The organism is Streptomyces sp. NPDC006643 (assembly GCF_042870175.1).
Lineage (GTDB): Bacteria > Actinomycetota > Actinomycetes > Streptomycetales > Streptomycetaceae > Streptomyces.
This window is the reverse complement of sequence record NZ_JBIAHA010000035.1, coordinates 19,536-32,801: the sequence shown is the minus strand read 5'-3', so window position 1 is coordinate 32,801 and position 13,266 is coordinate 19,536. Positions and strand designations below refer to the sequence as shown.

12 protein-coding genes and 1 pseudogene are annotated in these 13,266 nt (G+C 72.7%); 6 read left to right on the top strand and 7 right to left on the bottom strand.

Translation table 11 applies throughout. The features are described 5' to 3' along the window. Nucleotides 1-94 precede the first annotated feature (94 nt). Genes ACFYNU_RS35215 through ACFYNU_RS35205 form a run of 3 tightly spaced genes read right to left on the bottom strand, consistent with a single transcriptional unit; the run spans nucleotide 95 to nucleotide 2,231 of the window. Entirely contained in the window at nucleotides 95-895 is an 801-nt protein-coding gene (locus tag ACFYNU_RS35215) for a methyltransferase domain-containing protein (RefSeq protein ID WP_356595253.1), read from the bottom strand. Beyond that, complete coding sequence (locus ACFYNU_RS35210; RefSeq protein ID WP_356595255.1) at nucleotides 892-1,530, bottom strand: DUF2064 domain-containing protein; 639 nt, start codon at nucleotides 1,528-1,530, stop codon at nucleotides 892-894. The genes ACFYNU_RS35215 and ACFYNU_RS35210 overlap by 4 nt, the downstream gene beginning before the upstream one ends. Continuing rightward, nucleotides 1,527-2,231 (bottom strand): glycosyltransferase family 2 protein, encoded by a 705-nt coding sequence (locus ACFYNU_RS35205; RefSeq protein ID WP_356595257.1) that lies wholly within the window; start codon nucleotides 2,229-2,231, stop codon nucleotides 1,527-1,529. The genes ACFYNU_RS35210 and ACFYNU_RS35205 overlap by 4 nt, the downstream gene beginning before the upstream one ends. Before the next feature lie 123 nt (nucleotides 2,232-2,354). On the opposite strand from ACFYNU_RS35205, the gene ACFYNU_RS35200 reads away from it, so the two are divergent. After that, nucleotides 2,355-3,185: a response regulator transcription factor gene (locus ACFYNU_RS35200; protein ID WP_356595259.1), complete on the top strand. Its 831-nt coding sequence runs from the start codon at nucleotides 2,355-2,357 to the stop codon at nucleotides 3,183-3,185. Beyond that, nucleotides 3,182-4,294 (top strand): HAMP domain-containing sensor histidine kinase, encoded by a 1,113-nt coding sequence (locus ACFYNU_RS35195; protein WP_356595261.1) that lies wholly within the window; start codon nucleotides 3,182-3,184, stop codon nucleotides 4,292-4,294. Before ACFYNU_RS35200 ends, ACFYNU_RS35195 begins: the two co-directional genes overlap by 4 nt. Nucleotides 4,295-4,366: 72 nt before the next feature. On the opposite strand, the gene ACFYNU_RS35190 is transcribed toward ACFYNU_RS35195, so the two are convergent. After that, nucleotides 4,367-4,792, bottom strand: coding sequence for a hypothetical protein (locus ACFYNU_RS35190; protein WP_356595263.1), 426 nt, complete (start codon nucleotides 4,790-4,792; stop codon nucleotides 4,367-4,369). 91 nt (nucleotides 4,793-4,883) lie between these two features. Here ACFYNU_RS35190 and ACFYNU_RS35185 point away from each other — a divergent pair, with 91 nt between their 5' ends. Beyond that, nucleotides 4,884-5,690 carry an isocitrate lyase/phosphoenolpyruvate mutase family protein gene (locus ACFYNU_RS35185; RefSeq protein WP_356595265.1) on the top strand — a complete coding sequence of 269 codons (807 nt, stop codon included), beginning with the start codon at nucleotides 4,884-4,886 and terminating at the stop codon, nucleotides 5,688-5,690. Here the strand turns inward: ACFYNU_RS35185 and ACFYNU_RS35180 are convergent. Further along, complete coding sequence (locus ACFYNU_RS35180) at nucleotides 5,649-6,734, bottom strand: NAD-dependent epimerase/dehydratase family protein (protein WP_356595268.1); 1,086 nt, start codon at nucleotides 6,732-6,734, stop codon at nucleotides 5,649-5,651. The genes ACFYNU_RS35185 and ACFYNU_RS35180 overlap by 42 nt on opposite strands. Before the next feature lie 117 nt (nucleotides 6,735-6,851). Here ACFYNU_RS35180 and ACFYNU_RS35175 point away from each other — a divergent pair, with 117 nt between their 5' ends. After that, nucleotides 6,852-8,525, top strand: a complete 1,674-nt coding sequence (locus tag ACFYNU_RS35175) for a hypothetical protein (RefSeq protein ID WP_356595271.1) — start codon at nucleotides 6,852-6,854, stop codon at nucleotides 8,523-8,525. A gap of 60 nt (nucleotides 8,526-8,585) precedes the next feature. On the opposite strand, the gene ACFYNU_RS35170 is transcribed toward ACFYNU_RS35175, so the two are convergent. After that, nucleotides 8,586-10,718 carry a restriction endonuclease gene (locus ACFYNU_RS35170; RefSeq protein WP_356595273.1) on the bottom strand — a complete coding sequence of 711 codons (2,133 nt, stop codon included), beginning with the start codon at nucleotides 10,716-10,718 and terminating at the stop codon, nucleotides 8,586-8,588. A 192-nt stretch (nucleotides 10,719-10,910) separates the two neighbouring features. Between ACFYNU_RS35170 and ACFYNU_RS35165 the strand changes: the two genes are divergently transcribed. Beyond that, on the top strand, nucleotides 10,911-11,252 hold the full coding sequence (locus ACFYNU_RS35165) for a DUF5713 family protein (protein WP_356595275.1): 342 nt from the start codon (nucleotides 10,911-10,913) through the stop codon (nucleotides 11,250-11,252). Nucleotides 11,253-11,285: 33 nt separating this feature from the next. Here the strand turns inward: ACFYNU_RS35165 and ACFYNU_RS35160 are convergent, their stop codons facing one another. Then, complete coding sequence (locus ACFYNU_RS35160; RefSeq protein ID WP_356595277.1) at nucleotides 11,286-11,609, bottom strand: hypothetical protein; 324 nt, start codon at nucleotides 11,607-11,609, stop codon at nucleotides 11,286-11,288. A gap of 111 nt (nucleotides 11,610-11,720) precedes the next feature. On the opposite strand from ACFYNU_RS35160, the pseudogene ACFYNU_RS35155 reads away from it, so the two are divergent. Further along, nucleotides 11,721-13,234, top strand: a pseudogene (locus ACFYNU_RS35155) (alpha/beta hydrolase). Nucleotides 13,235-13,266 lie beyond the last annotated feature (32 nt).

Below are 13,266 nucleotides of genomic sequence, written 5' to 3'. Positions count from 1 at the left end.
GGCGCCGGCTGGTCAACTTCGTACGCGTACCGGCCTTCCTGTCCTTGCTGCTCCTGCTGGTGTGGTTCCCGTTGATCACGGGGCGGGTGAGGCGTTACGAGCCGTACGCCGCCCTGTCGCCCGACGGGTTCCTCACCCGCTGGCTGCTGGTGACGGCCGCCCTGTTCGCCTGCTCGGCGCTCTGCCTGGTCACCCGGGCGGTGCTGCGGCGCAGGGCCACGAAGGGGCGGCCCTCGGCCTCCCACTGATCGACGGGGAGCCAGCCGAGGGCCCGCCCGTACCGGAGCAGCGCCGGGGTGCCGAGCCGGGCCCACGGGAAGTGCGACCCGGCGGCCCCCGGTGGCGGGCGGCGCCCGTCGTCCACCCGTACGCGTACGCGCTCGTCGATGTCCACCGGCGCGGTCTCGGCGATGATCAGCCCGCCGTGCGTCAGCAGCCCGCCGGCCCGGATGAGCAGACCGGCCGGGTCGCCGCCGATGCCGATGTTGCCGTCGACGAGCAGCACGGTGCCCCAACGCCCCTCGCCGGGAACGGGATCGAAGACGGAGCGGTGCAGGGCGGAGCCGCCGAGGCGCAGCGTGCGTTCGACGGCCGCCTCGCTGACGTCGATGCCCAGCGCCCGCCGCCCCCGGGCGGCGAGCGCGGCGACGAGGCGGCCGGGGCCGCAGCCGACGTCCAGGACGGCGCCCTCGCAGCGGTGCAGGGCGGAGAGGTCGGCGGCGTCGGCGCGGGCGCACCACCGCTCGACGTCCAGCGGCAGCAGCCAGCCGTCCGTACGGCGCAGGAAGAGCGGGCCGCGCCCGGCGCGCAGGGCGTCGGCGTACGGGTCGCCGCTCCAGGTGGTGGCGGTCGCGATGTCCGTGCTCTCCGTGGTCTCGGTGGTCTCCGTCGTCATCGGGCGCCCACCGGGGTGAGCCGGCGCAGGGTGGCGGCGAACCGCCCGTGCGGGGCGAGCGCCGCGACATGCGCGGCGTCGGCCGCCGAGTCCACGTCGCGGAGCCGGGGCAGATCGCGCACGGTGAGCCCGGCGTCGACGAGACGGCGGCGCTGTACGGCGCCGGTCTCGGGTACGGACATGGGCACCCCGCGGATGAGATCCGGCGGCGCGGACTCGGGCGCGGCGAGACCGAGCGCCCAGAAGCCGCCGTCGTCGGCGGGCCCGAACCAGGCGTCGTGGTCGCCGAGTCCGACGGGGTCGAGGAGTTCGGGGGTGAGCTGCGGGGTGTCCATGCCGACGAGGAGCGTCGGCCCCGTACACCCGGCGAAGGCGGCGGCGAGCCGCTCGTCCAGCCCGCCCGCGCACTGCGGCACCACCTCGATGCCGGGCGGCAGCCAGGGCCCCGGGCGGCCTTCCAGGACGAGGACGCGGCGGCGGGCGGGGACGGCGAGGACGGTCCGCAGGGTGTCGGCGAGCGCCGCCTCGGCGATGAGTGCGGCCTCGGTGGGGCTGTAGGGCGGGGTGAGGCGGGTCTTGACGCGGCCGGGGAGCGGTTCCTTGGCGATGACGAGGAGGGTGGGGAGCGTGGTCACTTGGCGGCCTCCACCCGTACGGGTGTCACCGCCGGCCGGCGCAGCACGGCGCGCATGTCGCGCACGGCGTGCCAGGTGCCCAGCCAGGTGCCGGTGACCTTGGACTTCCCCGTACGCGGCAGGTACGGCACATCGGTCTCGGTGACCGTCAGACCCGCGTCGGACGCGCGCACGACCATCTCCAGCGGGTAGCCGCTGCGCCGGTCGGTGAGGCCGAGCGCCAGCAGGTCCGCGCGGCGGGCGGCGCGCAGCGGGCCGAGGTCATGGAGCCGTACGCCGGTACGGCGGCGCAGCATCCGGGACAGGGCGAGATTCCCGGCGCGGGCGTGCGTCGGCCAGGCGCCGCGGCCCTGCGGGCGGCGCCGGCCGAGCATCAAGTCGGTGCGGCCGAGGGCGACTTGGCGTACGAAGTCGGGGAGGAGCCCGGGGTCGAGCGAACCGTCGCAGTCGCAGAAGCAGACGTACTCGGCCTCGGCCGCCAGGAGGCCCGCGTGGCAGGCGGCGCCGAATCCGCGCCGGGGTTCGTGCACGACGGTCGCGCCGAGCGCGCGGGCGACGTCCGCCGAACCGTCCGAGGAGCCGTTGTCGACGACGATCGCGCGCCAGCCGACGGGGATGTGTTCCAGCACCCAGGGCAGTGCGGCTGCCTCGTCGAGGCAGGGCAGGACGACGTCGGCGGAGAGGTCAGCGAAGTGGGTCACGGCGTTCACCCTACGGACCCTTAAGCCGCATTCCGGACTTCTGGACCTTACGAAACACGGACGTCCGACGGCTGCGGGCGCCTGCCGGGACGGTCGCGGGCGGCGGGGTGCGAGGGTGGACGTATGCACAACAATCCCCCCGGGTCGCCGGTGCCCCCCGCTCATGTGCTGGTCGTGGACGACGATCCGACCGTGGCCGAGGTCGTCGCCGGTTACCTCGACCGGGCCGGCCACGATGTCGTCCGCGCGGCCGACGGCCCGTCCGCGCTCGCCCACTTCACCCGGCGCCGCCCGGACCTGGTCGTCCTGGATCTGATGCTGCCCGGCATGGACGGCTTCGAGATCTGCCGCCGGATGCGTGAACAGGGCGGCCCCGTACCGGTGATCATGCTGACGGCGCGGGGGGACGAGGAGGACCGCGTGCTGGGCCTGGAGACGGGCGCGGACGACTACGTCACCAAGCCGTTCAGCCCACGGGAGTTGGTACTGCGGGTGGAGTCGGTCCTGCGCCGCGCCCGGCTGCCGCTGCCGCCACCGACGGCGAGCGTACTGCGCACCCCCACGCTCACCCTGGACCCCGCGGCCCGCCGCGCGACCCGCGAGGGCACCGAACTGCCGCTCACGCTACGCGAGTTCGACCTGCTGGCGTTCTTCCTGCGGCACCCCGGGCGGGCGTTCACGCGCGAGGAGCTGATGAGCGAGGTCTGGGGCTGGGACTTCGGCGACCTGTCGACGGTCACGGTCCACGTCCGCCGCCTGCGCACCAAAATCGAACCCGACCCGGCCCACCCGACACTGATCCAGACGGTGTGGGGAGTGGGATACCGCTTGACGTCGCCGGAGCCCGCGGAGCATTCCGCGACGCAGGCGGTGACGCAGGCCGCGACGCCGGACGAGTCCCGGGACGCCGACGGCGCCGCCCCCGCCCTCCGCCAAGGACCCGGCCGCCCATGACCGACATGTTGCTCATCGCACTCATCGCGTTTCTCGGGGCCGGCGTCGCCGGGCTGCTCGGGGCGCTCGCGCTGAGGGTCTTCCGGCACCGGTCGCTCGTCGTGTCCGTGACCGTCGTCGCCGCCGTCGCCGTGACCGCCATGCTCGCCGGGACGCTCGCCGTCGCCTGGGCCATGTTCCTGTCGCCGCACGATCTCAGCGTCGTCACGACCGTCGTCGCGATGGCCGCCGTCGTCTCCCTCCTCACCGCCGTCCTCCTCGGGCGGTGGATGGTCGCCCGCAGCCGGGATCTGACCCTGGCCGCCCGGTCGTTCGGCGACGGCGGTGTCTTCGCCGCGCCCGTCGAGCCCGCCACCGCCGAACTCGCCGCTCTGACCCGCGAGTTGGCGGCGACCAGCGCCAAGCTGGACAGTTCACGGGAGCGCGAGCGCGCGCTGGAGGCCTCGCGGCGCGAGCTGGTCGCGTGGATCTCGCACGATCTGCGGACGCCCCTCGCCGGGCTGCGCGCCATGTCGGAGGCGCTGGAGGACGGCATGGCCGTCGACTCCCGCCGCTATCTGCGCCAGATACGTACCGAGGTCGAGCGCATGAACGGCATGGTCGGCGACCTCTTCGAACTCTCCCGGATCCACGCCGGGTCACTCACCCTGACCCCCACCCGTATCTCCGTCTACGACCTGGTCGGCGACGCGTTGGCCGGCGCCGACCCACTCGCGCGTGAGCTGGGCGTACGGCTCGTGGGGGACCGTATCGACGCCGTACCGGTGGAGGTCGACAGCAAGGAGATGAGCCGCGTCCTCGGCAATCTCCTGGTGAACGCCATCCGCCGCACCCCCGCCGACGGCACGGTCGCCGTCACCGCCCGGCACGCGGCGGACGGGGTCGTGCTGTCCGTGACGGACGGCTGCGGCGGGATCCCGGAGGAGGACCTGCCGCGGGTGTTCGACACGGGCTGGCGCGGCTCCGACGCCCGTACGCCCCCGGCCGGTGCGGGCCTCGGGCTCGCGATCGTGCGGGGCATCGTGGAGGCCCACGAGGGCCGCGCGGCGGTCCGTAACGTCAGCGGCGGCTGCTGCTTCGAGGTGACGCTCCCGGTGCCGGCGGCCTGACGCGACCGTCGTACGCGGCCGTCGTACGGTGCCGTGTACGGGGCCGTCGTCAGGGGCCCGTCGGGGACCCCGTCAGGGACCGCCCGACGCGCCGCCGTGGCGGGGCCGGTACCCCTTCACCCACCAGCCCTCCTCGACGAGCGCGGCGATCTCCGCGTGCTTGTGGATCCGGTTCGCCCAGCCCCCCTGCTTCCGGGTCGGCGCGGGGGTGTTCCGCCGGTCGTGCCGGATCATGGACCTCAGGGAGACCACGAACACCCCGGCCAGCAGCAGACCCACCGCACCGAGAACGAGCGAGCGCAGTCCGACGGCGCACACGATCGCCGCCGGGCCCGCCAACAGCGCGACGAAGCAGCAGACGAACGCGACGGATGTGCCCTCTTCGTTGTGGGCCCGGTAGCCGCTCCGGCAGCCCGCGCAGGCGGGAATCCGCACCGTCCGGGGGCCACCGCCGCCCCCGCCCTCCAGCTCGACGCGGTGGACCTGACCGGCGTCCACCGGAGCACCGCAGAACCAACACTCCCGCATCGGTCCAGGCTCGCAGAAGTCATTGCCGCCGACCAGGGGCGGCGCTCCGTACGGTACGGACATGACTCGCTCCCCTTCACCCAGCGGCTTCCGCGAACTGCATCACCGGCCGGGCCCCCTGGTCCTCCCCAACGCCTGGGACGTCCCCTCGGCCCTCGCCTTCGTCGACGCGGGCTTCGAGGCCGTCGGCACGACCAGCTTCGGGGTGGCCTCCGGGCTCGGGCGGCCGGACGGCGGCCGGGCCACGCGGGACGCGAATCTCGCCCTGGCCCGTGCGCTGGCGCCGCTGCCGGTGCATGTCAGCGTGGACATCGAGGACGGTTACTCCGACGACCCGGACGAGGTCGCCGCGTACGTCTCCGCGCTCACGGCGGCCGGCGGCGGCATCGCCGGTGTCAACATCGAGGACAGCACCGCCGAGACGCTGATCGACCCCGCCGCGCACGCCGCGAAGGTCGCGGCGGTGAAGCGGCGCTGCCCCGAGGTGTTCGTCAACGCGCGCGTCGACACGTACTGGCTCGGCCAGGACGCCACCGTCACCACGACGCTGGAGCGCGCGGCCCGTTACGTCGAGGCGGGCGCGGACGGCGTGTTCGTCCCCGGCGCCACCGACCCGGCCCTGCTGCGCGAACTGGCCGCCGCCGTCCCCGTACCCCTCAACGTCCTCGCGATCCCCGCCCTTTCGCCGGCCGGGCTGGCGGAGCTGGGCGTACGCCGCGTGAGCACCGGCTCCCTGCCGTACCGCGCCGCGCTCCACGCGGCGGTCGCCGTCGCCGAGGCGGTACGGGGCGGCGGCGGCGTCCCCGAGGGGACGCCGTATCCGGAGCTACAGGCGCGCCTGAGCGACTACGTCACCCGGCTCCCGTAGCGGCGCCGTCGCGAACCGGGCCATCCCCGCCGCGAACCCCACCTCCGGCTTCCAGCCCAGCTCGTCGCGCAACGCCCGCGAGTCGGCGGTGACATGGCGTACGTCGCCGAGGCGGTACTCACCGGTCACCACGGGCGCGGGCCCGCCGTGCGCCGCCGCCAGCGCGGCGGCCATCTCACCGATGGTGTGCGGCTCACCGCTGCCGGTGTTGTACGCGGCGAAGCCGGGGGTCCGCGTCGCGCAGACCTCGTCGAGCGCGGCCACATTGGCGGCGGCCACGTCCCGTACGTGCACGAAGTCCCGCCGCTGGCCGCCGTCCTCGTACACCCGGGGCGCCTCGCCGCGCGCCAGCGCGGACCGGAAGAAGGAGGCGACACCCGCGTAAGGGGTGTCGCGGGGCATCCCCGGCCCGTAGACGTTGTGGTACCGCAGCGACACGGCGCGTCCACCCGTGGCGCGCGCCCACGAGGAGGCCAGGTGTTCCTGCGTGAGCTTCGTCGCCGCGTACACGTTGCGGGGATCGGTGGGCGCGTCCTCGCCCACCAGTCCGGGCGTCAACTCGGCCCCGCAGAGCGGGCAGTGGGGCTCGAACCGGCCCGCCTCCAGATCGGCGGCGGCACGCGGTCCCGGCCGGACGACACCGTGGCGCGGGCAGTCGTAACGCCCCTCCCCGTACACGACCATCGACCCGGCGAGCACCAGCGACCGCACACCCGCGCCGGCCATCGCGGCGAGCAGCACGGCCGTGCCGAGGTCGTTGCACCCCACATACGCGGGCGCGTCGGCGAAGTCCTTCCCGAGCCCGACCATCGCCGCCTGATGACAGACGGCGTCGACCCCGACGAGCGCGGCCTCCACCGCCTCCCGGTCCCGCACGTCCCCGACCGCCAGCCGCTCCCCGTCGCGCATCGGCCGGGGCGGCGCCCCGCCGTGCGCGGAGGGCAGCAACGCGTCGTACACGACCACTTCGTGGCCGCGCGAGACGAGGGCGCCCGCGATCTCCGACCCGATGAACCCGGCTCCGCCGGTGACAAGTACACGCATGACACCCACGCTAGGCCCGCGATCACGGAGCGGAACGCACCCGCCACGGCATGTCACCGGACCGTAAGATCGCGACGCGCGTCGGTCGAGCGGCACCATCCTTCGAAGGAGATGTTCATGGAGTACTTCGACCTCGGGACACTCACGCGGCCCGTCTCGACGCAATCGGCCGAGGCGCAACGCTGGTTCGACCGCGGGCTGGCGTGGACCTACGCGTTCAACCACGAAGAGGCCGTCAGCTGCTACGAACAAGCGGCGACCGCCGATCCCGGCTGCGCCATGGCGCACTGGGGCGTCGCGTACGCGCTGGGCCCGAACTACAACAAGCCGTGGGACTCGTTCGACCCGCTCGACCTGGAGCGGACCGTCAGCGGGACCCATGCCGCCGTCGAGCGCGCCCGCGCGTGCGCCGCCGGCGCGACACCCGTCGAGCGCGCCCTCGTCGAAGCGCTCCGCGCCCGCTATCCGCGAGCGGAGGCCGCGGCGGACTGCTCGGTCTGGAACCCGCCCTACGCCGAAGCCATGCGTGGCGTCTACGAACTCGCGCCCGACGATCCCGACATCGCCACGCTGTACGCCGACGCGCTGATGAACCTCACCCCCTGGCGCCTCTGGGACCTGCGCACGGGCGAGCCCGCCGCCGGCGCCCGCACGGCCGAGGCGAAGGCGGTGCTCGACCGGGCACTGCTGAGCGACGCCGGGGCCGAACACCCCGGCGCGCAGCACCTGTACATCCATCTGATGGAGATGTCCCCGACACCGGAGAAGGCCCTGGTGATCGCCGACCGGCTGCGCGGATCCATGCCCGACGCGGGGCACCTGCACCACATGCCGTCGCATCTGGACGTGCTGTGCGGTGACTACCGGCGCGTCGTATCGGCCAACAGCGAAGCCATCAGGGCCGACGAGCGATACCGGCGGCGAGCGGGCGCGATGAACTTCTACACGCTCTACCGCTCGCACAACTACCACTTCAAGATCTATGGGGCGATGTTCCTGGGACAGTCCCGGACCGCTCTGGAAACCGCCGCACAGCTCGAAGCTTCCGTCCCCGAGGAGTTGCTGCGTGTGGAGAGCCCGCCCATGGCGGACTGGCTCGAAGGTTTCCTGGCCATGCGGGTGCACGTGCTCATCCGTTTCGGACGGTGGGACGACATCCTCGCCCTGCCGCGGCCGGCGGAAGCCGCTCTGTACTGCGTCACCACCGCGATGATCCGGTACGCCCGGGGGGTGGCGTACTCGGCGACCGGACGGATCGCCGAGGCCGAGGCCGAGCGCGACGCTTTCCACCGCGCCGTCGAGCGGGTGCCCGAGACCCGCATGCTCTTCAACAACACCTGCCGGGACATCCTCGCTGTCGCGTCCGCGATGCTCGACGGCGAACTCCACTACCGCAAGGGCGAGTACGACCAGGCCTTCGCCTCGCTGGAACGGTCGATCGCGCTCGACGACAGCCTCCCCTTCGACGAGCCCTGGGGATGGATGCAGCCGACCCGCCACGCCTACGGGGCCCTGCTGCTCGAACAGGGCAGGGTCACGGAGGCCGAAGCCGTGTACCGGGCGGACCTCGGCCTCGACAGCACACTCCCACGACCGTCCCGGCACCCCGGCAACGTGTGGGCGCTGCACGGATTCCACGAGTGCCTGGTACGGCTCGGCAAGACGGGCGAGGCACAGATCGTGTCCCACCAACTCACCCTCGCGACCGCGCTCGCGGACGTCCCGATCAACGCGTCGTGCTTCTGCCGCCTCGACACCACGAGCCCGCCGGCCGACTGCTGTTCCCCCTGACCGGCCCGGGCGGGGCGGTTCGCCGTTCCCACTGTGCCCCTCCGGTCCAGCCCAGGGCCGCTACGCGACGTCTATGCCGTACTCCTCCACCAGAGCGACGAGCCCGCCCGGGTACCCCTTCCCGCCGGGGACGAAGTCCCAGTCCCCGCCCGCCCGTTTGCGGAACGAGCCCAGCACGAGCGCGGTCTCGCCGGCGCGGCCGTCCGACACGGGCAGCTCGTCGATGCCCGTTCCCGACGGCTCGGACAGCCGGATGCGGGCGTTGGTGAGACCGGAGAGGTCTGCGTCGGGGTTGACCTCCGGGTCGACGGCGGCGACGAGCACCAGCCGGTCCGCATCCTGGGGAAGTTCCTCGAAGCGTACCCAGACGGCGGCCTTGTCCTCACCGAAGCCCGGCATCATCTGCACGCTGCCGTCGGGAGTCCGGGGATTGTTGAAGAAGACGAACTGGTCCTCGGCGAGCACCCGGCCGCCCCGGCAGACAAGAGCGCACACGTCCAGGGCCACACTGCCGGACCAGGCCAGACCGAGCACACTCGCATCGTCGAGCGCGGGTTCGGGATCCGGATCGGTCTCGGCGTCCGTATCCGTATCCATGTCGGACACGGGCTCCGGTCGCGGCGAGTGCGGAGTGGGTCCGCCGAGGCGTCCGCTCAGACCGTGCCGATGCAGGAGGTCGACCAGCTCCGAGCCCGAGATGAGCGTCAGGGGCTTCGCCGCGGCGAAGGCGTGCGATCCGGGACCGAAGGCCGAAGTCGTGATCAGCACACCCTTGTTCGCGCCCGCGTCCTGCACCGTGCCGTACAGATCGCGCACCGCGCTCGGCGGGACGGTGCTGCGGTACCGCTTCACCTGCACGATGATTTTGCCGCCGCGGATCGGCTCGGGATCCAGCGCGTCGACGTCCACGCCTCCGTCGCCCGAGCGTTTCGTCGTGACGGCCTGCATGCCCATCGCCCGGAACAGCTCCGCGACCAGCTCCTCGAACTCCAGGGGATCCATCTCGTAGAGGTCCGGCTCCTCGCCGCCGCCGTGTGTGACGACATTGCGGCCGGCCTCGCCGGGCCGGCGGCCCGGCCGTACGGCTGTTCCCCGGTCCGGCCGGTCGGAGAGCTGGCCCCGCAGGCCGTCCACCAGACAGTCGGGGGCGCTCACCTGGGCCAGATTCACCTGCTCGAACGACGCGCGCGACACCATCACCGTGGCGAGGAACTTCTGCGCCCGATGCCCGGTCGCGGGGTCGGTGTCGTCCACGAAACCGTTCAGGACAACTGAGTCCAGCACGCCGAACCGATCGGCGACGAACAGTTCGTGCAGGGCGAGCAGCACGCACTGGGCCAGTACGTCGCGGTAGAGCGCGCGGCGTTCGGCGGCGGGACGGCGTACTTCCTTGTCCCTGTCGGCCCCCGGCATGTATCGCACGAGTGCCGCGTCGGGCACGATCGACAGACCGGGTAACTCCCAGTCCAGGATCAGCTGTCGAGCGGCGGTGTCGAACGAGGCGGAGACCTGCCGCGGCACGTCCTCCGGCCAGCTCTGCGAGGCGTACAGCGCGGCGGTGAAGTAGTCCACGACGGCGCCGGGTTCGCCCCGGTGGAGGGTGGCGACCAGCTCCGCGATGCCCGCGTTGTGGGCGCGTATCGCCGCCAGCTGCTCCTCGGCCCACTGCTGGTACTGCCGCTGGTACGCGTCGAGTTGCTGCCGTCGCCTGACCTCCGCCTCCTGTGCCGCCCGCCAGTCGTACTCGAACCGCGCACGGGCCTGCTCCTGTGCCTGTCGGTTCGCCCCGAATCCCCATCCGCCGCCCGTCTGGGGCGGGTAGGCGTTCGGGTCCGGCATCGGTACGGGTACGGCGAGCTGCCCCGGGGCGAACGGCTCAACCTGCTCGGGCCGGGCGAGCGAGTCGGGCGTGAACCCCGGCGCGGCGCACCCCGTGGCCAGCAGGTTCTCCAACCCCCGCACACGACGGTCGAGTTCCTCGGTCCGCTCCCGAGCGTCGGCCTCCCGCCGCTGCCGGTAGGCGGCCTGCTGCTCGCGCCGATTGCGCGACGCCGCCCGCTCTGCGGCCCGCTGTTGACGCTCCTGCTCCCGCTGCGCCTGCGCCCACGAACGCCGTTGTGCTTCTTCCTGGCGTCTCTGCTGCTGTTGGATCTCCGCCCAAGTACCTATCAGTCCGTGAGAACGGCGGCTCATCGAAGTCTGGTTCCTCCCCGGTACGCCCGCAGGCGCCCCAGATGCGGCAATTGGTTGAAGTCGCGACGATATCGCTCCGGGGATGTCTCCGCGACCTCTTCGCCCAACTGGTCGATTTCCAGGGGGGAGCGCGTTGTCAGACCCGTGGTGCAGGATCGGCGCGTCGGCTCTTCGAAGGGGATGGGGATCACCGTGTCGATCACGAATCAGCAGGTGGCGGGGCGCGTGTTTCTGCGGGCGTTGTATCCGGACGAGTACTTCCCGGACCGGCTCCTCGACAAGGGGCGGGAGATTCTGCTCCGGCTGTGCGAGCGCATCGAGACCGAGCGGCCGGTCGATCTGGTGGCCCTCTACGCGCTGACGGCGGTGGCGACGGAGGAGTTCAACCAGCTCCAGGAGGAGTTCTGGGCGGCGGGGAGTGAGATCGAGACCGTGGCGCGTGACGAGATAGCCGGGGACTTCGGGTTCATCGCGGACGCCTACGGCTTCGCGGACGCGGATCTGGAGGAGCTGGTCGCCGAGCGCGACTGGTGACGACCGCGCCGGGACTCGCTCGCACGGGCGTTGTCAGCCGCCGGCTGCCCACTGGACCGAGGCGATCGCGGCGAGGGCCAGCGGTGGGACGAGCCAGCGGCGTCCCATGGCCCGGCGCACCGAGGGAGGGACGACCGTGATGAGCAGCGCCACGGCGCTGAGAGCGATGGTGAGAAAGCACGACAGCGTGATCGCGCCGTAGGCGTCGTCGTCCCAGGTGCCCGACGGGCGGATGGTCAGCGCGGAGTAACAGCAGGCGGTCGCGAGGGCGTGGAGGATCACCAGGGGTACGGCCATGACCCGGCGGAGGCAGCCTTCATCCTCCGCCGCACGCGCGGCGTCCGAGTGGTCGGGCATCGGAGCGGTGTGTCCCCTCGATTCCTGAGTGCGGCCTCGGGGGATACCCCCACCTCATGGATGCCTGCCTGCCGCATGGGAAACCTACGCCCCCTCAACAACCCTTGTTGCATGACGACTTACCGGAATCTCAGCCAGAGAACTCTCCTCCTCGCACTCTCCGCCGCCGCCGTCGCGGGCTCGTTGACCGTCGGGGGCACGGGCGCCGCGCGGGCCGATGCGGGGCCGGGCCTGACGTGGAAACCCTGCGCCCAGGCCGGGGGGCCCGAGGGGCAGGAGTGTGCCGAGTTGGAGGTGCCGCTGGACTACCGGGAGCCCGGTGGGCGGCAGTTGACGCTTGCCGTGTCGAGGGTGCGGAGCGAGGACGCGGCGGCCCGGCGCGGGACGCTGCTGATGATTCCCGGGGGCCCGGCGGGTCCGGGGTGCAGGCGCTGGCACGGAAGGGGAAGGCGCTACAGGGAGAGATGGACGGGGCGTACGACATCGTGAGCTTCGACCCGCGCGGGGTCGGTGGGAGTACGACCGCGAACTGCGGGCTCGACGCGGACGACCGCTATCTGGCGAACCTGCGGTCCTGGCCCGGCGCCGACGGGCAGATCGGCGAGAACGTGGCCCGCTCGCGCCGTACCGCCGAGGCGTGCGACGAGAACGGGGGCGCGGTCCTGCGGAGCCTCACCTCGGCCAACGAGGTGCGGGACATCGAGCGGTTCCGGCAGGCGCTGGGGGAGGAGAAGCTGTCGGCGTGGGGGAGTTCGTACGGGACGTACATCGGGGCCGTGTACGCGCAGAAGTACCCGGACCGTACGGACCGCTGGGTGCTCGACAGCAGCGCCGACCCGGACTCGACGCGTGTCGAGCGGGGCTGGATGGCCAACACGTCGCAGGCCGTCGAGGACCGCTTCCCCGACTTCGCGGCATGGGCGGCCGACCCGGCGCGGGACACGGAGGGCGAGGGGCTCCGGCTGGGCGAACAGGCCGAGGACGTGCGGGAGTTGTATCTCACCCTCGCGGCGCGACTGGACCGGACGCCCAAGGAGTCGACCACCGAGGGCAACCCGCTGACCGGCAACATGCTGCGGCAGGCGTTCCTCAACGGCCTCTACAGCGACGGCGCCTTCCCCCAGCTCGCCCGGCTCCTCAAGGACGCCCGGGACCCGGCCGCCACGCCGGTTCTCACCCCCGACATCGCCCAGCCGCTGCGTGACGAGGACGCGACGGTCACGATCGCGGTCGTGTGCAACGACGTGCGCTGGCCGACCTCCGTCGGCGGATACGCGCGGGCCACGCAGAAGGACCGCGCCCGCTATCCGCTCACCGCCGGCATGCCGCAGAACGTCGGGCCCTGCGCCTTCTGGAAGAACGGCTCGACGGAGAAGCCGACCCGCATCACGGACCGGGGGCCGTCCAACGTCCTGATGATCCAGAGCCTGCGGGACCCGTCCACCCCCTACTTCGGCGGTCTGAAGATGCGCGAGGCCCTGGGCGACCGGGCCCGGCTCGTCACCGTCGACCAGGGCGGGCACGGCATGTATCTGGGCAACGGCAACGCCTGCGGCAACAGCAAGGTCAGCACGTTCCTGAAGACGGGCGAGCGGCCCGAGCGGGACGTGTACTGCGCGAGTTGAGCCGGGCCCGCGGTCACCCGGAGACGGCCCGG

Bases quoted from the DNA above. Each gene is read 5' to 3' on its own strand.
- ACFYNU_RS35215 (WP_356595253.1), bottom strand. From the start codon at position 895: ATGACGACGGAGACCACCGAGACCACGGAGAGCACGGACATCGCGACC.
- ACFYNU_RS35160 (WP_356595277.1), bottom strand. From the start codon at position 11,609: ATGCCCGACCACTCGGACGCCGCGCGTGCGGCGGAGGATGAAGGCTGC.
- ACFYNU_RS35170 (WP_356595273.1), bottom strand. From the start codon at position 10,718: ATGAGCCGCCGTTCTCACGGACTGATAGGTACTTGGGCGGAGATCCAA.
- ACFYNU_RS35175 (WP_356595271.1), top strand. From the start codon at position 6,852: ATGGAGTACTTCGACCTCGGGACACTCACGCGGCCCGTCTCGACGCAA.
- ACFYNU_RS35180 (WP_356595268.1), bottom strand. From the start codon at position 6,734: ATGCGTGTACTTGTCACCGGCGGAGCCGGGTTCATCGGGTCGGAGATC.
- ACFYNU_RS35185 (WP_356595265.1), top strand. From the start codon at position 4,884: ATGACTCGCTCCCCTTCACCCAGCGGCTTCCGCGAACTGCATCACCGG.
- ACFYNU_RS35200 (WP_356595259.1), top strand. From the start codon at position 2,355: ATGCACAACAATCCCCCCGGGTCGCCGGTGCCCCCCGCTCATGTGCTG.
- ACFYNU_RS35195 (WP_356595261.1), top strand. From the start codon at position 3,182: ATGACCGACATGTTGCTCATCGCACTCATCGCGTTTCTCGGGGCCGGC.